Here is a 17,671-nt window from a genome sequence, read left to right as displayed (position 1 = left end):
CAACAATGAGCCAGTTCCACAGCCTGACCATCAAGCAGGTCCGCGCCGAGACCCGCGACGCGGTGTCTATCGTGTTCGACGTGCCGGCCCACCTGCAGGACGAATTCCGCTACACCCAGGGCCAGCACCTGGTCATGCGCACCCAGCTGGATGGCGAGGAAGTGCGCCGCTCCTACTCCATCTGCACCGGGGTCAACGACAACGAGCTGCGGGTGGCGATCAAGCAGGTGGCCGGCGGGCGTTTTTCCGCCTACGCCAACCAGCACCTGCAGGCTGGCCACCAGCTTGAGGTGATGCCGCCCGCCGGCGAGTTCAGCGTGCCGCTGGACCCGGCGCGCCACGGCAGCTACCTGGCGGTGGCGGCCGGCAGCGGCATCACGCCGATCCTGTCGATCATCAAGACCACCCTGGAACACGAGCCCCACAGCCGCGTCACCCTGCTGTACGGCAACCGCTCCAGCTCCGGGGCGCTGTTCCGCGAGCAGCTGGAAGACCTCAAGAACCGCTACCTGCAACGCCTGAACCTGGTGTTCGTGTTCAGCCGCGAGCAGCAGGACGTGGACCTGTACAACGGTCGCATCGACGCCGCCAAGTGCCAGCAACTGTTCAGCCGCTGGGTGGACGTGAAAACCCTGGACGCCGCGTTCATCTGCGGCCCCCAGGCCATGACCGAGACCGTGCGCGACCAGCTCAAGGCCCATGGCATGGCCGCCCAGCGCATCCACTTCGAGCTGTTCGGCGTGGCCGACGACGGCCACAAGCGCGAGGCCCGCGAAGCGGCGCGGCAACTGGACTCGGCGGTAAGCCAGATCACCGTGATCAGCGACGGCCGCGCCCTGGCCTTCGACCTGCCGCGCAACAGCGTCAGCGTGCTGGACGCCGGCAACGCCATCGGCGCCGAGCTGCCCTATTCGTGCAAGGCCGGGGTGTGCTCGACCTGCAAGTGCAAGGTCATCGAGGGCGAGGTGGAGATGGACGCCAACCATGCCCTGGAGGACTACGAAGTGGCGGCGGGTTATGTCCTGTCCTGCCAGACCTTCCCCCTCAGCCAGAAAGTCGTCCTCGATTTCGACCAAATCTGACACCCCCGTAGCAGCGGCCGCCGGCCGCGTCCCCTGCCACCACGGTGCCCCCTGACGCCGCCTGGCGGCAGCTGCTACGGGCTCATGCCCTGTTTGTTTGTGGAGATGCCTCATGACCCCTACCCTGCAATCCTTCATCGCCGGCCGCTGGGTCGGCCAGCACGGCGCGCAAACCCTGCGCAGTGCCCTCAACGGCCAGCCCCTGGCGCGCACCCACGAGGACACCCTCGACTTCGCCGAAGCCGTGGACCACGGCCGCCGCGTCGGCAACCTGAGCCTCGGCGCCCTTGACTTCCAGCAGCGCGCCCAGCGCCTCAAGGCCCTGGCGCTGTACCTGGCCGAGCGCAAGGAACAGCTCTACGCCCTGTCCCACCACAGCGGCGCCACCCGCGCCGACAGCTGGATCGACATCGAGGGCGGCAACGCCACGCTGTTCAGCTACGCCGGCATCGGCAGCCGCGAACTGCCGTCGGGCAACGTGGTGCACGAAGGCCCGGCGTTCCCCCTGGGCAAGCTCGGCCAGTTCGCCGGCAGCCACATCCTGGTGCCACGCGGCGGCCTGGCGGTGCACATCAACGCCTTCAACTTCCCCATCTGGGGCATGCTGGAAAAGTTCGCGCCGTGCTTCCTTGCCGGCATGCCCTGCGTGGTCAAGCCGGCCACGGCCACCAGCTACCTTACCGAAGCGGTGGTGCGGCTGATGGATGAGTCCGGCCTGTTGCCCGCCGGCAGCCTGCAGCTGGTGATCGGCAGCACCGGCGACCTGCTCGACCGCCTGCAAGGCCAGGACCTGGTGACCTTCACCGGCTCCGCCGACACCGCCGCCAAGCTGCGCGTCACGCCCAACCTGATCCGCCATTCGGTGCCTTTCACCGCCGAGGCCGACTCGCTGAACTGCGCCATCCTGGCCCCGGACGTGACCCCGGACGACGAAGAGTTCGAGCTGTACGTGAAGGAAGTGGTACGCGAGATGACCACCAAGGCCGGGCAGAAGTGCACCGCCATCCGCCGCGCCATCGTCCCGCGCCAGCACCTGGACGCGGTGGCCACGCGCATTCGCGAGCGCCTGGCCAAAGTGGTGGTCGGTGACCCCGCGGTGGAAGGCGTACGCATGGGCGCCCTGGCCTCCCACGCCCAGCAGCGTGACGTCGGCGAGCGCCTGGCGCTGCTGCAGCAAAGCTGCGACACCCTGTTCGGCACCGCCGACGGCTTCAGCCCGCGTGGCGAGGGAGTGGCCGAGGGCGCGTTCTTCGCCCCCACCCTGCTGCTGGCCCGCGACGCCCACGCCGAAGGCGGCGCCCATGACATCGAGGCGTTCGGCCCGGTGAGCACGCTGATGGCCTACGACGACCTGGATGAAGCCCTGGTGCTGGCCGCCCGCGGCAAAGGCAGCCTGGTCGCCAGCCTGGTCACCAGGAGCCCGCAGATTGCTGCCAAGGCCATCCCGGCCGCAGCCGCCTGGCATGGCCGCCTGTTGGTGCTGGACCGCCACGCTGCCGCCGAATCCACCGGCCACGGCTCGCCGCTGCCGCAGCTCAAGCACGGCGGCCCGGGGCGTGCCGGCGGTGGTGAGGAACTGGGCGGCCTGCGCGCCGTCAAGCACTACCTGCAACGCGCCGCCATCCAGGGTTCGCCGACCATGCTGGCGGCCATCACTGGCGAGTACGTGCGCGGCGCCGACGTCATCGAAACCGAAGTGCACCCGTTCCGCCGGCACTTCCAGGACCTGCAAATCGGCGAGTCGCTGCTCACCCACCGGCGCACCGTCACCGAGGCCGATCTGGTGAACTTCGGCTGCCTGTCCGGCGACCATTTCTACATGCACTTCGACGAGCTGGCGGCGCGCCGCTCGCAGTTCGGCCAGCGCATCGCCCACGGGTACTTCGTGCTGTCGGCCGCCGCCGGGCTGTTTGTCTCCCCGGGCGAAGGGCCGGTGCTGGCCAACTATGGCCTGGACACCCTGCGCTTCATCAACCCGGTGGCTATCGGCGACACCATCCGCGCGCGGCTGACCTGCAAGCGCAAGATCGACCAGGGCAAGCAGAGCCCCCAGGGCATCCCGCAGGGGGTGGTGGCCTGGGACGTGGAAGTCACCAACCAGCGCGATGAAGTGGTGGCCAGCTACGACATCCTGACCCTGGTGGTGAAGCGCGAAGGCTGAACCTTGGTGGGAGCTGGCTTGCCAGCGAGCTTTTGAGGCACGAAAAGCTCGCTGGCAAGCCAGCTCCCACCTGATGTTCGCGCCCCAATTGTTACCGTCACGGTCGCTGCGGGGGCCGTGATGGTGCATTCAGAAACATCTTGCAACACTCTCACGGACGAGAGCTTTCCCAGGCCTGTTGAAACCGCTCTAGTTCAGGGTTTTCAACAGGTTACTACGCCTACTCACAACCGGCACGGCAATTGCAATTTCAGTCCCAACCCTCATCCAGCAGGTTGCCTGATGCAGCAGTTTTTTCAGTCCGCCGACATGTCCGAACACGCCAGCCACCTCACCGGCTGGGACCAGCGCTATGACCAGCTGAGCAGCGGCCCGCTGGACGCCGCGCTGTGGGTGCGCGACGTCGGCGCCATCCGCCTGTTCCGCGAGCGGCTGAGCCAGGCCGCGATCCAGCACATGCAGCTGCCGCGCGACCACCTCAACCTGATCCTGCCGCTGGTGTGGCCACAGGGCGGCAGCGAGCAGAAATGGCTGCTCGATGGCCTCAACCTGCTGCCCAACCAGCGTGAATTTCGCACCGTCACCGGCGCCGGCATGGACGTGCTGGGGCTGTCCATTCCCTACGCCGAACTGGCCGATGTGCTGAGCGACGCCACCCTGGCCCGCTGCCGCGCCAGCCAGGCGGTGCAGGGCGTGGCCCTGCCGGCGTTGGCCCACCGGGGTGCCTGCCGCGAACTGGTGGCGTTGCTGGGCAGCCACGCCGACCAGTGCATCAAGCCGCGGCTGCTGGAACTGACCGCCAGCCTGCTCGGCGCGCTGGACGTGCAGCCCAGCCACCAGCCCAGCTTCACCACCCGCCAGTACATCGTGCAGCGTTGCCACGAGTTGGTGATGGAAGACCCCCACGGCACCGCCAGCCTGGTGGAGCTGTGCAGGCGCCTGAAGATTTCCCGGCGCACGTTGCAGTACAGCTTCCAGAGCGTCGCCGACGTCAACCCCGTGCAGTACCTGCGCTCGGTGCGCCTCAACGAGGCACGCCGCGCCCTCACCCGCCAGCCCCAGGCGCGCATCAGCGACATTGCCGCGCAATGGGGGTTCGAGCACACCAGCTACTTCTGCAGCCAGTACCACAAGCTGTTCGGCGAAAAACCCTCCGACCGCCGCAAACCCAGCCCCCCGTAACAACAACTGTCTTTGTGGGAGCTGGCTTGCCAGCGAGTTTTTAGGGCCTCGACAGCTCGCTGGCAAGCCAGCTCCCACAACAGCCTCACCTCAGCCCCCCTCGCAGTTATACCGGGTATGCACCACTATCTGCGTAAACCCCGGCGCCGCGCGGCTGCCTTCCACCGCGCCGCGTATCCAGCGCGCCGCCGCGGCCAGCTCACCGGCGAAGTCGTGGGAAATGACGTAGTCCATCACCCCGCTTTCCAGCATCGCCCGGGTGTGCACTGTCAGCTCATGGCCGACGAAGATCGGCCGCTGCGCAACTGGCACCGTGGCGATGGCCTGGGCCACGCCACGGTTGGCGCCGGCCACGTTATAAATGGCCGCCGGGTAGTCATGCTTGGAGAAATAGCGCATCAGTTGGTCGGTCGTGGTCTGCGGGCGATCGTCGGACATCATTCGCTCATCGATCTTCAGGTACGGAAAATCCGCCCGCAGCACCCGCCGGAAGCCCATCTCGCGCTCCTGCTGGCAACGAAACGGCATGCTGTTCACCAACAGAATCTTCGCCGGCGCACGCGGCAGGCCGTTGCCGATCAATACACCCGCCACGCTGCCGGCAGCGTACTGGTCGTTGCCCACGTAGGCGCTGCGGTTGGAGTTGGGCAAATCGGTGGTCAGGCACACCACGGCAACGCCCTGCCCACATAGCGTGCGAATGGCGCGGTTGATGGCCGGGTGCTCGCGCGACACCACGATCACGCCGTCGGCCGACGCCCCTTCGGCCTGCACGCGGTCGGCGAAGGCCGCCGGGTCGACCTGGCTGGTGGGCACGTACACGCCCTGCACCACTACCCCCGGCATCGAGCTGTTCACCACCGCCTCGGCCTGGGCCAGGGTGGCGTTGAAGGTCTCGCCCGAATCGCAGAACAGCTTGATCTGCAACGTGGCGCGGCCCTCGGCCAGGTCGTGGCGCAGTTTCTCCAGCGCCGCCAGCACCTTCAGGCGCGTGCCCTCGCGCACGCCGGGGCGGTTGTTCAGCACCCGGTCCACGGTGGCCGGCCCCACCCGCGCGACCCGGGCGATGTCCTGCACCTTGGGGCCCTTCCATACCTGTCCCGGTGTTGCGCCGCCCATGCCATCTCCCCGTTGATGTATTTCCCATCAAGAATAGGCCTATGGCTCAACTATTCCAGCACCTGGCGAAAAAACGCCCATACCTGATTTGATTGGAATCACATCAGAAAGTGACCTTCGTGCTCGTTGCCGGCTGGTTTTGCGCTGCTGATAATCGGCCCACAACAACCACAACAAACCGATCAGGTACGCGAACATGAGCATACGCATCGCCGTCATTGGCGCCGGCATCATGGGCCAGGATCACGCCCGCATCATCGCCCGCGAGGTGCCCGGGGCCACCCTGCAATTGATCTGCGACCCCTCCCCCGGCCGTGCCCGCGCCGTGGCCGACCAGTTCGGCGCCGTCGACGCCACCCACGACCCGCTGCAAGCCATCGCCCGCGCCGACGTCGACGCGGTGATCATCGCCAGCCCCGACGACACCCACGCCTCACTGGCCATGGCCGCCATCAGCGCGGGCAAACCGGCCCTGTGCGAAAAACCCCTGTCGCAGAGCCCGGACGAGTGCCTGGCGGTGATCGACCGGGAGACGTCCCTGGGCCGCCAATTCATCCAGCTGGGCTTCATGCGCCGCTTCGACCCCTCTTATCGGGAAATGAAGCACGCCCTGGACACCGGCCTGATCGGCCGCGCGGTGATGATGCACAACTTCCACCGCAACGTCGAAGCGCCGGCCAACTTCAGCGGGCAGATGGCAATCAGCAACTCCGCCCCCCACGAGTTCGACGTGGCGCGCCACGTGCTGGGCACCGAGTACAGCGCCATCGCCGTGTTCCAGCCCGCCCGCAGCTCCAGCACAGGCGTCGGTGCGCCGGTGTTCATGGTGCTGGAAACCCGCGACGGCCACCTGGTGAACATCGAGGTCAACAACAACGCCGCCTACGGCTACGACGTGCGCGGCGAACTGGTGGGCGAGCAAGGCTCCATCGAGCTGGCGGCGCCGGTGCAGGCCCGCGTCAACCGCCACCTGCACGCCGGCCACCGTTACGCCGCCGACTGGCGCCCGCGCTTTGCCGACGCCTACCGCTTGCAGGACCAGGCGTTCCTTGAGTTCGTCACCACCGGCGTGTTCCCCGCCCAGGCGGCCAACGCCTGGGACGGCTACTGCGCCGCCAGCGTGGCCCAGGCCGGCATCCAGGCCCTGAACGAGGGCCGCCGGGTCATCCTGCACAGCCTCGCCACCCCCGACCTTTACCTGCCACGCCAAGGAGCACGTCCATGAAACTGGGATTCGTCACCGACAGCCTGGGCGGCCTGCCCTTCCAGGACGTACTCGACCACGCGCAACGCCTGGGCGTCTCGGGCCTGGAGATCAACACCGGCGGCTGGTCCACGGCGCCGCACTTCAACCTGGCGCAGATGCTCGACAGCACTGCCTCACGCCGCGAGCTCAAGCGCAGCTTCGAGACGCGCAACCTGGAGATCATCGCCCTCAACGCCAACGGCAACCCGCTGCACCCCACCCAACCCGAACAGGGCCAATGCCTGAAGGACACTATTCGCGTGGCCGGCGAGCTGGGGGTCAAGACCGTGTGCACCATGTCCGGCCTGCCCGAAGGCCAGGCCGGCGACCGCATGCCCAACTGGGTGGTGGCGTCGTGGCCGCCGGAAACCCAGGCCATCCTGCGCTACCAGTGGCAGGAGCGGCTGCTGCCGTTCTGGGCGGAGATCGCCGCGCTGGCCAAGGAAAACGGCGTCGAGCGCATCGCCCTGGAACTGCACGGCAGCCAGTGCGTGTACAACGTGCGCTCGCTGCTGCAACTGCGCGAGGCCATCGGCCCGCTGATCGGCGCCAACCTCGACCCCTCGCACCTGTTCTGGATGGGCGCCGACCCGTTGGCGGCCGCCGAAGCCCTGGGCGAGGCGATTTACCACGTGCACGCCAAGGACACCCTGCTCAACACCCCGGTGCAAGCGGTCGACTCGCTGCTGGAAAACGGCTCGCTGATGGACATTGCGGCGCGCAGCTGGTCGTACATCACCCTCGGCTTCGGCCATGGCGAGCAGTGGTGGCGGCAGTTCTGCTACCGCCTGAAAATGGCCGGCTATGACGGCTGGCTGTCGGTGGAGCACGAAGACGTGCTGCTCAACAGCCTTGAGGGCCTGGAGAAATCCATCGCCCTGCTGCAAGGCGTGATGCCGGTCGCCGCCGCCGACTTCAAGCCCCAGGCCATCTGACCCACCCCGGAGCCCCCTCGATGTAACCACCGCACTGGCGCCTGCCCGCGACCCCGGCTGGGCGCCGTTCCGCAATTTCAGTCAGGAATATCACAATGACAATTAATTCCTACGGAAATACCGCTGCAGCCGACGTCGCCGCCCCCTACCTCAACGGCGAGAAACGCCAGGCACGTCGCTACCTGCAAAAGGTCACCCTGGTCGCCACCTTCGGCGGCCTGCTGTTCGGTTTTGACACCGGCGTGATCAACGGCGCCCTGCTGTACATGAAGACCGACCTGGGCCTGACGCCCTTTACCGAAGGCCTGGTGACCAGCGCGTTGCTGATCGGCGCCATGCTGGGCGCGCTGTGCAGCGGGCGCTTGTCAGACCTCAAGGGCCGGCGCCGCAGCATCCTGTTCCTGGCCGTGCTGTTCTTCATCGGCGCCCTGGGCTGCTCCCTGGCGCCCACGCTGGGCGTCATGGTCGCCGCCCGTTTCCTGCTGGGGCTGGCGGTAGGCGGCGCCTCGGTGGTGGTGCCGGCGTACCTGGCGGAAATGTCGCCGTCCAACATCCGCGGGCGCATCATCACCCGCAACGAGCTGATGATCGTCACCGGGCAGTTCCTGGCCTTCACCACCAACGCCATGCTCGGCAACCTGTTCGGCGACCTCGACGGCGTGTGGCGCTGGATGCTGGCCCTGGCCACGCTGCCGGCGATAGCCCTGTGGCTGGGCATGCTCTACATGCCCGAAAGCCCGCGCTGGCTGGCCACCAAGGGCCGCCTGGGCGAAGCCCTGGCGGTGCTGAAACTGGTGCGCGAGGAATACCATGCCAAGGTCGAGATGGACGCCATTGCCCGGCAGATCGGCAACGAGAAATTCATCAAGCAAGGCGGCTGGCGCGACCTGTCGAAAAAGGGCGCGCGGCGCATCTTCTTCATCGGCATCGGCATTGCGGTGACCTCGCAGTTCACCGGGGTGAACTCGATCATGTACTTCGGCACGCAGATCCTCACCGAGGCCGGCCTGGCCCAGCGCAGCGCGCTGATCGCCAACGTGGTCAACGGGGTGATCTCCATTGGTGCCACCTTCATCGGCATCTACCTGCTGGACCGCCTGGGCCGGCGGCCGATGATGCTGATGGGCTTTGCCGGCACCACCCTGTCGTTGCTGTTGATTGGCCTGGTGTCGGTGCTGGTCGAACCTTCGGTGTCGCGCGCCATGCTCATCCTCGGTGCCATGGGGCTGTTCCTGGCCTCCATGCAAGGCCTGATCGGCCCGGCGTTCTGGGTGCTGCTGGCCGAGATCTTCCCGATGCGCATCCGGGGTGGCTGCATGGGCATGGCCATCGGCGCGTTCTGGCTGACCAACGTCATGATCGGCCTGTTCTTCCCCACGCTGGTGGCGACCATCGGCATTGGCCAGACCTTCTTCGTGTTCGTGGCTGCGGGGGTGCTGTCGCTGGTGTTTGTCGCGCTGTGGGTGCCCGAGACCCGGGGCAGCACGCTGGAGGAGATCGAGCAGCGGTTGTACGGCTGAACCACGCCGTGGCGGGCAACCCTGGACGGGCGGTGTCCAGGGTTGCACACGCCACCCATCGCCCGCAGAATGGCTCGTCATGCCGCAGCCGCTTCCGCGAGGTTCTTTCTTGTACGCCAAATCCCTGCATATCTACGACTTCAAATGCTACGGCAAGGCGGTCCTGCGCCTGCAGTACCCGGGGCGTACTGGCAAGGGCGTGTCGGCGTTGAAGAATGTCAACCTGATACTGGGAGACAATGGCGGCGGCAAATCTTCCATCCTGCGGGCGCTGGCCATCGCCGCACTGGCGCCGGCGCTCCTGGACTCCGGTTTCGTACCGTACCGCCTGGTACGGCGGCCGGCCCTGGGGCAGGCCCCGGTCAAGGAATGCCTGTTGAAAATCGAGGCCGTGGCCACCGGCGAAGACTACTCGCCAGCCGCCCCCCGCAGCCGCAAGCTCGAACTGCTGGCGCGCCTCGAACCCCGCGGCCCGAAAGGCAGCCAGGACCGCCTGCACCTCGACAGCACCCCCGACTCCCCCATCGCCCGCCTGCTGGAGGACGACAAGTCGCCGGCATTCTTCATGGTGGGCTATGGCGCAACGCGCCGGGTCGAGACCGATGACTATTCGCCCAGCAGCGCGCGCCGTTCCCGCGGCCTGCGCTACCAGCGCCTGGCCGGGCTGTTCGAAGACCAGGTGGCGCTGCGGCCGTTGCAGCCGTGGCTGGGAAAACTGCAATCGCGCAACCCACAGCGGTTCAACCGGGTGATCAACCTGCTCAACAGCGTGCTGCCGGGCAACGTCTGCTTCACCGGCGAGCAGGATGAAGAAGACGAGCAATACCTGTTCCTGTTCGATGGCGTGCCGACCCCATTCACTTCGCTTTCCGATGGCTACAAGGCCTTCATCGGCTGGGTGACCGACTTGCTGGGGCACCTCTGCGACGTGACGCCCGAGGGCAAGGCCATCGACGAGATTCCCGGCATCGTGCTGGTGGACGAGATCGACCTGCACCTGCACCCGGAATGGCAACGCGGCGTCGTGCCCTCCCTGGCCGCCGCCTTCCCGCAGCTGCAGTTTGTGTTCACCTCCCACAGCCCGCTGGTGGCCAGCACGGTAAAACGCGAGAACGTGTTCATCACCGACACCGCGCCCGGCGGCACCGCCACCGTCCGGCAGCTGGAAGAGCACGTCTACGGCAGAAGCATGGAGCAACTGCTGCTGTCCTCCTACTTCGGCATGCAGACCACGCGCCCGGAGGCGTTCCAGGCGGACGGCGAACAACTGTTCCGCAAGGCTGCCGAGGGCGACGCGAACGCCGCGCTGGATTTCCTGGCCCAGCTTACCCAAGCCGCGCCGTTACCTTCCGACCCGGATGAACCCAAGGGTGGGAAGCGGCAGGAATGATCAAATACTCCATCACACCGGCAGCCCTGGAGGATGCGATCGAAGCGGCTGTGCCCCGATGGTCGAGCAACGCCGCCAAACGCGCCCGCAAGCTGGTGCAACTGGGGGCTTTCCAGGAGAAAACCTCGATCTGGAGCCAGGTGAAACCTGTCTACATGAAGGTGCAGTTCAACAAGTGCGTGTTTTGCGAGCGACAATTCGAGAGCCCCCAGTACGGGACCATCGAGTTTGACCTTGAGCATTTTCGGCCGAAGTCATCTGTCCTGGCGTGGCCGGATCCCAGGAAGCACCCGCAGCTCGCCTATTCAGTCGCGATGGGGGACGCAGCACCAGCAGGTTATTTCTGGCTAGCCTATGACCCACTCAACTATGCCGCGTCCTGCAAGGTGTGCAACACCACGTTCAAGCTCAACTATTTCCCCGTCGCAGGCCCGCGTGGCGCGGTCAATTCGACGACAGCCGAGCTTGCGGCCGAAGCACCGTACCTGTGCTATCCCCTCGGCGCCGATGGCGAAGACCCGGAAACCCTGGTCACCTTCATCGCCACCGTTGCAGTTCCAGCCCAGGCCGATGGCCCCGGGCGGTTGCGCGGGCAGATCATCATCGACTTCTTCGGGCTCAATAGGCGCGAACAACTGCACCGTGACCGGGCACGCGTGCTGGCCCTGTTCGGCCCTGCACTGCTGGCGCAGGCCCAAGGCACCGCCAGCGCCTCGGACCTGCGGCTCATCGCCAGCATGACCGAGGCCAATCTGCCGCATTGCAGCTGCTTGCGCGCCTACAAGCAGCTATGGGCACGCGATGCCGCGCTTGCCCAACGGGTCTTCGAGCAGTGCCGCGAATACATGTTTAGCGAGGCAGGCACTGCGCCTCCTTACGACCACGATCGCGCCGCAAGCATCGGCTGAACCGGCGGCCTAGCCCGCTGCCCGATAACGCTTGGCCGGCTGCGCCTGGCGCAGATCCGACAGCAGCAACCGCCGCGCGCCATCCAGCGCGTCCCAGCGCTCGGCCACGTGCAGCGGCGGAATGGTCACCAGCTCGCGGCGGTCGTAGCCCACCAGCGCGGCGTCCACCAGGTCCTCGACTTCCATCACCTCGGGCAAGGTGCTGATGTCGATGCCCGAGTGCTGCCAGATCTCGGTGCGGGTGGCGGCGGGCAGCACGGCCTGCACGTACACGCCCTTGGGCCCCAGTTCCAGGTGCAGGCCCTGGGACAGGAACAGCACGAAGGCCTTGGTGGCGCCGTAGACGGTCATGTTCAGTTCCGGGGCCAGCCCCACCACCGAGCCAATGTTGACGATGGCGCCCTCACCTGCCTGCGCCAGGCGCGGGGCTATGGCGGCTGCCAGGCGGGTCACCGCGGTGACGTTGAGGGCCAGCAGGCTGTCGATGGCGGCGGCGGTTTGTTGGGTGAAGCCACCTGACTGCCCGGCGCCGGCGTTGTTGATCAGCACGCCAATGGTGGCGTCTTCGGCCAGGCGTTGCTCCACGCGCGCCAGGTCTTGGGCCTGGGTCAGGTCGGCCTGCAGCACATCAATGTTGACGCCGCTTTCGTCACGCAAGCGGGCCGCCAGGGCATCCAGGCGCTCCTTGTTGCGGGCCACCAGCACCAGGTCGTGGCCGCGGCGGGCGAAACGTTGTGCATAGGTGGCGCCGATTCCGCTGGACGCGCCTGTGATCAAAACAGCTGGAAGCTTGCTCATGAGGTCCTGCTCCTGGGTTGGACGTGCTGGGTTAGTATTGAATTTATGATGATGACCGAAATCTAAACCGTCAAGCATTTTGATGTCAATCAACATCAATGTATACTGACGGGCAGTCACTCCCCCATTTGTGCAGGCACGAACATGAAGGTCACCAAGGCCCAGGCGCAGGCCAACCGCGCGCACATTGTCGCCACCGCCGCCACCCTGTTCCGCGAGCGCGGCTACGACGGCGTCAGCGTGGCGGACCTGATGGGCGCCGCCGGCTTTACCCATGGCGGCTTCTACAAGCATTTCCGCTCCAAGGCCGACCTGATGACCGAGGCCGCGGCCTGCGGTTTTGCCCAGACCGAGGCGCGCACCGGCACGGCCGAGCGCGCGGCGTTGATCAAACAGTACCTGTCGCGCGAGCACCGCGACGGGCCCGGCGATGGCTGCACCATGGCCGCGCTGTCGGCCGATGCGTCGCGCCAGCCGGCGGAGGTGAAAGAGGTGTTTGGGCAAGCGATCGAGCGCTCGCTGGAGCAGGCGCAAGGTGATGCTGCGCGGGCCAGGCGCATCAACGAGATGGCGCACCTGGTGGGGGCCATCCTGCTGTCCAGGGCGTGTCCGGACGATTCGGCGCTGGCGGACGAGATTCTGCAGGCGTGTTGCGCGCAGGCGTTGGCGGGGTTGGCTTCGTAGTGCGTGGACGCGGCCTGCGGCCGCTGCTACAGAGGGCAAAAAACTGCGTTGCATTGAGGGCCTCAACAGCTCGCTGGCAAGCCAGCTCCCACAACGGTGTTTCACATCCCCTATAGCAGCGGCCGCAGGCCGCGTCCGGGACGTTACTGGCCCCCCACGCGGTACACGCTGATCAGCACCTCATGCTCGCTGATGCCATCGATGGTGCCGGTAAAGATGTAGTCGTTCAGCCACGCATGGGCCCCCGGCGCGGTCTTGAACGACGGCACGGTGCGGCAGTAGAAATCACTCTCCTGCATATCCTTGATCGCAAGGCCCTTGGCCTTTTTCGCCAGCCCCGACTCGTTGAGGCGCCAGATGCCGGCGTTGTTGATGATGATCACCTGGCCGTCGTCGGTCTTGAGCCGGTACAGGGCGTTGATGTGGGTGACGCCGTCGTCGCGGGTCACCGACATGTCGGCGCCGCCCGGCACCACGGTGCCCTTCATGCCCTTGCCGGTGAAGGTGCCGCCGATGATCGGGTAGTTGATGCGCGCGCCGTCCGCGCCCTTGCCCATGTCTTCCTGGGGGCCGAGCTGGACGTCGATCTGCATCACCAGCTCGTGGGTCAGGCGGTCAGGAATACGTTCCTTGAGTTCAGCCGCCATGGACGGCGCAGCCAGGGCAGCCGCGAAGGCGATGCCGGTCAGGGTCTTGAAAGTAGTAAGCATTGTATTTCCTCAGTTCAAAGGGTCGGGACGGCAAGGTTGTTTGAGCAGCGCGCCACAGGCCGGCCGGGCCGCTGGCACCGGTACCCCGGTGAGTTCACCCAGCACCAGGCGCGAAGGGTGCGCGGCGTCGTGCAGCACGCTGTTGCGGCTGGGGATGGAGAAGTAATCGAAGCCATAGCCGCCGGTGCCGGACGGCGTGTCCACCCACAGGCGCAGGCGCGAGCCCTTGCGGAACGGGTGCGAGAACGGCGGTATTTCCACCCGGCCCAGGGCGGGCACGTTGGGCAGCATCGGCTGGATGCCGTCCGGGTCGTCCAGCAACCAGGGGCGCAGCGCGGTGGACCGCGCTTCGTCCAGCTTGCGCAGGGACATGCGCAGCCAGCCGCGCTGCACGAACACCTCCTGGCCGTCGGGGCGCACTTCGGTGACGGTCACCTGCAGGTCGGTGTCCGGCGCCAGGAAGGTGGTCAGCCACAGGTCGGCGCTGGCGGTGCCGTAGGTCAGCAGGTCACGCTGCAACGGCGCGCTGGTGTAGGCCAGGCTGCCCTGTTTCCACACCGGGTGCTGCGCGCCCCAGGCGTTGTCGTTGAGGTAGGTGTTCACCTCCGGGCCGGGGATGGGGTAGTTGTAGCTGTCTGGCGCACCGCCGCCCTGCCCGTTCTCCACCAGGCTGCCGTGTTCGCCCAGGGCAAAGGTCACCGGCTGCACCGCCAGGGGGAAATGATCGCGCTCGATGGTCCAGCCTGGCCGCGCGGTTTCATTGGGTTCATGGCGGCCGCCGTCGCGCTGGTCGGCCACGGTTTCCTGCCACACTTCCACGCGTGGGCTGTGCTCGAAGCCGTTGGCCTTGCCTTTGACGAAGTGGTCGAGGAAGGCGATCAGCTTCTGCCGGAAGCGCTCCGACTCATACAGGTTGTGGCCGCCGCTGGACTCCACCAGCCACAGCTGGTTGGGGTCCAGGCGCTCCTGGTAATAGCCCTCGCGGGCCAGCACCGCCTCGTCCTGCCAGCTGTGCATGGACAGCACCGGCACCTTGATGCGCGCGGCCTGCTCGCGCGGGCTGCGCTGGTTGGCCCAGGCGTCGCGCAGCGGGTGGCGCAGCAGGTTGTACATCAATGAAGTGCTGACCACCTTGGCCTGGTTCTGGGTGACCTGGGCCAGGCAGCGCTCATCGTTTTCGGCCTTGGCGCTGGCCTTCACGGCGTCCCAGCGCATGTCCACGAACCAGTGCCACGAGGTGGTGAACGCCTGGTTCGGCACCCCGCCCGGCGCCCAGCTGTCGCTGCGCGCATCGCCGATCACCATGCCCGGGGCGATGGCCTTCAGGTGCGGTGGCTGCGCGGCGGCCGTCATCAATTGCGACATGCCCGACCACGACCAGCCGAACATGCCAATGTCACCGTTGGACCAGGGCTGCGCGGCGGCGAACTCCACCGCGTCGCGGCCGTCCAGGCCATAGGCCGGGCCCAGGAAATCGAAGGTGCCCTGGCTGCAGCCGGTGCCACGGGCCTGCACGCCCATCACCGCGTAGCCCTGCTCCACCAGTTGCTTGTCGGTGGCCACCGAGAAGGTTTCGTTGTCGTGCAGGTACGCCGGGCCGCCGATGCTGCCCGAGTCATAACCGCTGTAGCGCACCACCACCGGGAAGCGCCCCTCGCCCTTGGGCAGCAGCACCGAATAGCGCAGCTGGGTGCCGTCGGCGGCGGCCAGGTAGCCGGTCACGCGCTTGCCCCAGAACGGCTGCCAGCTGCGCGCCGGCCCCTCCTGGGCGCCGGGTTCGGCGGCCTGCACGGCCACGCTTGCCAGCAGCGACAGGGCCAGCGCACAGGTGATGTGATTGAATTTTTTCGCGAACATGGAAGGCCTCGACCTGCACAGTGAAAGACGGCTCAAAAGGATTTGGTCACGGACGCGACCACCGTGGCGGAACAGTCGCCGGCGCTGCCGAACGCCGAATAACATTCGGCCCTGGACAGGTCGGTATCGATGTAGGCCGCCTTCCACAGCAGGCCCAGGAACGGCTTGCTCAGCGACACGCCCCAGTCGCGGTAGGTGCTGCGGAACGAGCCGTCGCCGGCCTGGTAGGCCTGGTCATCGTGGGTGTCGGTGTAGCCGTAGCGCAGGTTGAGCAGGGTCTGGTACGGCAGCGGCACGTTGTATTCCACCCAGGTGATGAAGCGGTCGTTGTCGCGCGGCTTGATCACCACGCCATAGGGCGCCAGCTGCGCGGCCAGGGCCTGGCGCGCCGGCGGGTTCTGCAGGTTGCTGGAATACTTGAAGCCCAGCGTGGCGCCGTAGACGCCGAACGTGCCGATCCATTCGTTGAAGTTCACCCAGCTGTCCTTGGGGTAGTCGTAGGCCACGTAGGCCAGGGAAAAGCGTGTGTTCTGGCTCAGGGGCCGGGCAATGCCGGCGTAGTAGTCGAACTCCCGGCGCGTGGCCGTGCCGAAATCGACGTTGGTGGTGAACACCCCGGCGAACAGCCCGCTGGGCTTGTGCACCAGGGTGGCCGCGGTCAACAGCGCCGGGTTGCCCTGGGTCAGCGAGAAACCGCCCACCCGGTAGTCACTGGCGGCGGTGGCGTCGACGTTGAGCATCACCTCCGGGGTCAGGTCAAAGGCCTGGCTTGGCAACGTGCAGCTCGCACTGGCGAGCCCCACGGCCACGAATACCCACTTGTTCATGTACTTCTGCTCCGTTGTTTTGTTTGAAATGGCAGAAAAGTTCAAGCGACAGCTGTTTTGTTTTTGGTGTGTGAATGTTGCGGGTGCAGCGGTGCCCGGGCCGTGCTCAGGAAGCCGGCCGTGTGGGTTAGCGGGTGAACGGGGTCAGACGTCCGAGCGGATGCGGTTCCACAAGCGCGTGATCAGGCGCTGCACCTTCAACGACGGCGGCTCTATCTGGAACAGCAGCCCGCGGTCCTTGTCCGGCACGAACAGGTTTTCCTCGGCGCGCAACGCCGGGTCTATCAGCGGCGTGCTGGCCGGGTTGGGGTTGGGGTAGCCGATCTCGTTGCTGACGCGGGCGATCACCGCCGGCTGCAGCAGGAAGTCCATGAAGGCATGGGCCTGCACCAGGTTCTTCGCGCCCTTGGGAATGACCATGTCGTCGGACCACATCAGCGTGCCCTGGCGTGGCAAGGCCAGGCCGATGTCATTGCCGTTGTGCGCGGCCTTGGCCATGTTGCGCGCCGCCAGCATGCCGCCCGACCAGCCCAGGGCCACGCAGATATCGCCGTTGGCCAAATCCTGCGGGTACTTGGCCGAGTTGAAGTAGCGCACGTACGGGCGTATCGCCTGCAACAGCGCGGTGGCCTTGTCGTAGTCGGCAGGGTTGCTGCTGCTGGGGTTCAGGCCCAGGTAATTCAGGGCGATGGGGAACACCTCGCTGGGGCTGTCGAGGATGGCCACCCCGCACTGGCTGAGCTTGGCGATGTTCTCGGGCTTGAACAGCAGGTCGTAGTCGCGCATGTCCACGCCCTTGCCCAGCACCGCCTCGACCTTGGCCTTGTTGTAGCCCAGCAGCGTGCTACCCCACAGGTACGGCACGGCGAAGCGGTTGCCCGGGTCCAGGCCTTCGCGCTGGTGCATCAGCACAGGGTCCAGTTGCTGCCAGTTCGGCAGTTGCTGGCGGGCCAGCGGCAGCACCGCCCCCGAGTTGATCAGCGTCGGCAGCTGGCTGCTGCTGGGGAACGCCACGTCGTAGCCGGAGTTGCCGGTCAGCAGGCGCGCTTCCAGGGTTTGCGGGCTGTCGAAGATGTCGTAGATCACCTCGATGCCGGTGCGCTGCCTGAAGTCTTCAAGCACGTCCTTGGGCAGGTACTCGATCCAGTTGTAGATGTGCAACTGGCCGCCGATGGGTTCGGCCCGGGCGCCCAGCCCCGCCACCGCGCACAACAGCCCGGCCAGGCTGGCGGATAACAAGCGTTTCATCGAA

The 17,671-nt window shown here is 66.6% G+C and carries 15 protein-coding genes; 9 read left to right on the top strand and 6 right to left on the bottom strand.

What is annotated here, in order from left to right:
• Nucleotides 1–5: 5 nt before the first annotated feature.
• The 3 genes from paaE (at nt 6) to AC0J42_RS13860 (ending at nt 4,425) form a co-directional block, all read left to right on the top strand.
• Nucleotides 6–1,082, top strand: coding sequence for a 1,2-phenylacetyl-CoA epoxidase subunit PaaE (gene paaE / locus AC0J42_RS13870; protein ID WP_473006592.1), 1,077 nt, complete (start codon nt 6–8; stop codon nt 1,080–1,082).
• 112 nt (nt 1,083–1,194) lie between these two features.
• Complete coding sequence (paaZ, locus tag AC0J42_RS13865) at nt 1,195–3,243, top strand: phenylacetic acid degradation bifunctional protein PaaZ (RefSeq protein WP_473006591.1); 2,049 nt, start codon at nt 1,195–1,197, stop codon at nt 3,241–3,243.
• Nucleotides 3,244–3,525: 282 nt separating this feature from the next.
• Nucleotides 3,526–4,425: a helix-turn-helix domain-containing protein gene (locus AC0J42_RS13860; RefSeq protein ID WP_473006589.1), complete on the top strand. Its 900-nt coding sequence runs from the start codon at nt 3,526–3,528 to the stop codon at nt 4,423–4,425.
• Nucleotides 4,426–4,515: 90 nt separating this feature from the next.
• Here AC0J42_RS13860 and AC0J42_RS13855 read toward each other — a convergent pair whose 3' ends face one another.
• The gene (locus AC0J42_RS13855) at nt 4,516–5,544 is read right to left on the bottom strand and encodes a LacI family DNA-binding transcriptional regulator (protein ID WP_473006588.1); all 1,029 of its coding nucleotides are present in this window, start codon (nt 5,542–5,544) and stop codon (nt 4,516–4,518) included.
• A gap of 196 nt (nt 5,545–5,740) precedes the next feature.
• Here AC0J42_RS13855 and AC0J42_RS13850 point away from each other — a divergent pair, with 196 nt between their 5' ends.
• The 5 genes from AC0J42_RS13850 (at nt 5,741) to AC0J42_RS13830 (ending at nt 11,543) form a co-directional block, all read left to right on the top strand.
• Nucleotides 5,741–6,769 (top strand): Gfo/Idh/MocA family oxidoreductase, encoded by a 1,029-nt coding sequence (locus AC0J42_RS13850; RefSeq protein ID WP_473006587.1) that lies wholly within the window; start codon nt 5,741–5,743, stop codon nt 6,767–6,769.
• Nucleotides 6,766–7,725, top strand: a complete 960-nt coding sequence (locus AC0J42_RS13845) for a sugar phosphate isomerase/epimerase family protein (RefSeq protein WP_473006586.1) — start codon at nt 6,766–6,768, stop codon at nt 7,723–7,725. Before AC0J42_RS13850 ends, AC0J42_RS13845 begins: the two co-directional genes overlap by 4 nt.
• Nucleotides 7,726–7,820: 95 nt before the next feature.
• The gene (locus AC0J42_RS13840) at nt 7,821–9,245 is read left to right on the top strand and encodes a sugar porter family MFS transporter (protein ID WP_473006585.1); all 1,425 of its coding nucleotides are present in this window, start codon (nt 7,821–7,823) and stop codon (nt 9,243–9,245) included.
• A 109-nt stretch (nt 9,246–9,354) separates the two neighbouring features.
• On the top strand, nt 9,355–10,635 hold the full coding sequence (locus AC0J42_RS13835; RefSeq protein ID WP_473006584.1) for an AAA family ATPase: 1,281 nt from the start codon (nt 9,355–9,357) through the stop codon (nt 10,633–10,635).
• A complete protein-coding gene (locus AC0J42_RS13830; protein ID WP_473006583.1) occupies nt 10,632–11,543 on the top strand; it encodes a hypothetical protein in 912 nt (303 codons plus the stop codon). Before AC0J42_RS13835 ends, AC0J42_RS13830 begins: the two co-directional genes overlap by 4 nt.
• A gap of 9 nt (nt 11,544–11,552) precedes the next feature.
• Here AC0J42_RS13830 and AC0J42_RS13825 read toward each other — a convergent pair whose 3' ends face one another.
• Entirely contained in the window at nt 11,553–12,341 is a 789-nt protein-coding gene (locus AC0J42_RS13825) for an SDR family NAD(P)-dependent oxidoreductase (RefSeq protein WP_473006582.1), read from the bottom strand.
• Between the two features lie 144 nt (nt 12,342–12,485).
• On the opposite strand from AC0J42_RS13825, the gene AC0J42_RS13820 reads away from it, so the two are divergent.
• Entirely contained in the window at nt 12,486–13,025 is a 540-nt protein-coding gene (locus AC0J42_RS13820) for a TetR family transcriptional regulator (RefSeq protein ID WP_473006581.1), read from the top strand.
• 143 nt (nt 13,026–13,168) lie between these two features.
• Here the strand turns inward: AC0J42_RS13820 and AC0J42_RS13815 are convergent, their stop codons facing one another.
• The 4 genes from AC0J42_RS13815 to AC0J42_RS13800 form a co-directional block, all read right to left on the bottom strand.
• On the bottom strand, nt 13,169–13,735 hold the full coding sequence (locus AC0J42_RS13815) for a DUF3237 domain-containing protein (RefSeq protein ID WP_473006580.1): 567 nt from the start codon (nt 13,733–13,735) through the stop codon (nt 13,169–13,171).
• A 9-nt stretch (nt 13,736–13,744) separates the two neighbouring features.
• Nucleotides 13,745–15,592 (bottom strand): CocE/NonD family hydrolase, encoded by a 1,848-nt coding sequence (locus AC0J42_RS13810; protein ID WP_473006579.1) that lies wholly within the window; start codon nt 15,590–15,592, stop codon nt 13,745–13,747.
• A gap of 32 nt (nt 15,593–15,624) precedes the next feature.
• Nucleotides 15,625–16,419: a TorF family putative porin gene (locus AC0J42_RS13805; RefSeq protein ID WP_473006578.1), complete on the bottom strand. Its 795-nt coding sequence runs from the start codon at nt 16,417–16,419 to the stop codon at nt 15,625–15,627.
• A 144-nt stretch (nt 16,420–16,563) separates the two neighbouring features.
• Nucleotides 16,564–17,667: a polyamine ABC transporter substrate-binding protein gene (locus AC0J42_RS13800; RefSeq protein WP_416424106.1), complete on the bottom strand. Its 1,104-nt coding sequence runs from the start codon at nt 17,665–17,667 to the stop codon at nt 16,564–16,566.
• Nucleotides 17,668–17,671: the final 4 nt, after the last annotated feature.

The organism is Pseudomonas sp. Tav-5-1A (genome assembly GCF_055755055.1).
Note: the sequence above shows the minus strand (reverse complement) of the source record. Positions and strands in the feature narration are given on the sequence as shown.

Excerpts from the sequence above, each read along its gene's own strand:
- paaE (WP_473006592.1), top strand. The coding sequence starts at position 6 with ATGAGCCAGTTCCACAGCCTGACCATCAAGCAGGTCCGCGCCGAGACC.
- paaZ (WP_473006591.1), top strand. The coding sequence starts at position 1,195 with ATGACCCCTACCCTGCAATCCTTCATCGCCGGCCGCTGGGTCGGCCAG.
- AC0J42_RS13860 (WP_473006589.1), top strand. The coding sequence starts at position 3,526 with ATGCAGCAGTTTTTTCAGTCCGCCGACATGTCCGAACACGCCAGCCAC.
- AC0J42_RS13855 (WP_473006588.1), bottom strand. The coding sequence starts at position 5,544 with ATGGGCGGCGCAACACCGGGACAGGTATGGAAGGGCCCCAAGGTGCAG.
- AC0J42_RS13850 (WP_473006587.1), top strand. The coding sequence starts at position 5,741 with ATGAGCATACGCATCGCCGTCATTGGCGCCGGCATCATGGGCCAGGAT.
- AC0J42_RS13845 (WP_473006586.1), top strand. The coding sequence starts at position 6,766 with ATGAAACTGGGATTCGTCACCGACAGCCTGGGCGGCCTGCCCTTCCAG.
- AC0J42_RS13840 (WP_473006585.1), top strand. The coding sequence starts at position 7,821 with ATGACAATTAATTCCTACGGAAATACCGCTGCAGCCGACGTCGCCGCC.
- AC0J42_RS13830 (WP_473006583.1), top strand. The coding sequence starts at position 10,632 with ATGATCAAATACTCCATCACACCGGCAGCCCTGGAGGATGCGATCGAA.
- AC0J42_RS13825 (WP_473006582.1), bottom strand. The coding sequence starts at position 12,341 with ATGAGCAAGCTTCCAGCTGTTTTGATCACAGGCGCGTCCAGCGGAATC.
- AC0J42_RS13820 (WP_473006581.1), top strand. The coding sequence starts at position 12,486 with ATGAAGGTCACCAAGGCCCAGGCGCAGGCCAACCGCGCGCACATTGTC.
- AC0J42_RS13815 (WP_473006580.1), bottom strand. The coding sequence starts at position 13,735 with ATGCTTACTACTTTCAAGACCCTGACCGGCATCGCCTTCGCGGCTGCC.
- AC0J42_RS13810 (WP_473006579.1), bottom strand. The coding sequence starts at position 15,592 with ATGTTCGCGAAAAAATTCAATCACATCACCTGTGCGCTGGCCCTGTCG.
- AC0J42_RS13805 (WP_473006578.1), bottom strand. The coding sequence starts at position 16,419 with ATGAACAAGTGGGTATTCGTGGCCGTGGGGCTCGCCAGTGCGAGCTGC.
- AC0J42_RS13800 (WP_416424106.1), bottom strand. The coding sequence starts at position 17,667 with ATGAAACGCTTGTTATCCGCCAGCCTGGCCGGGCTGTTGTGCGCGGTG.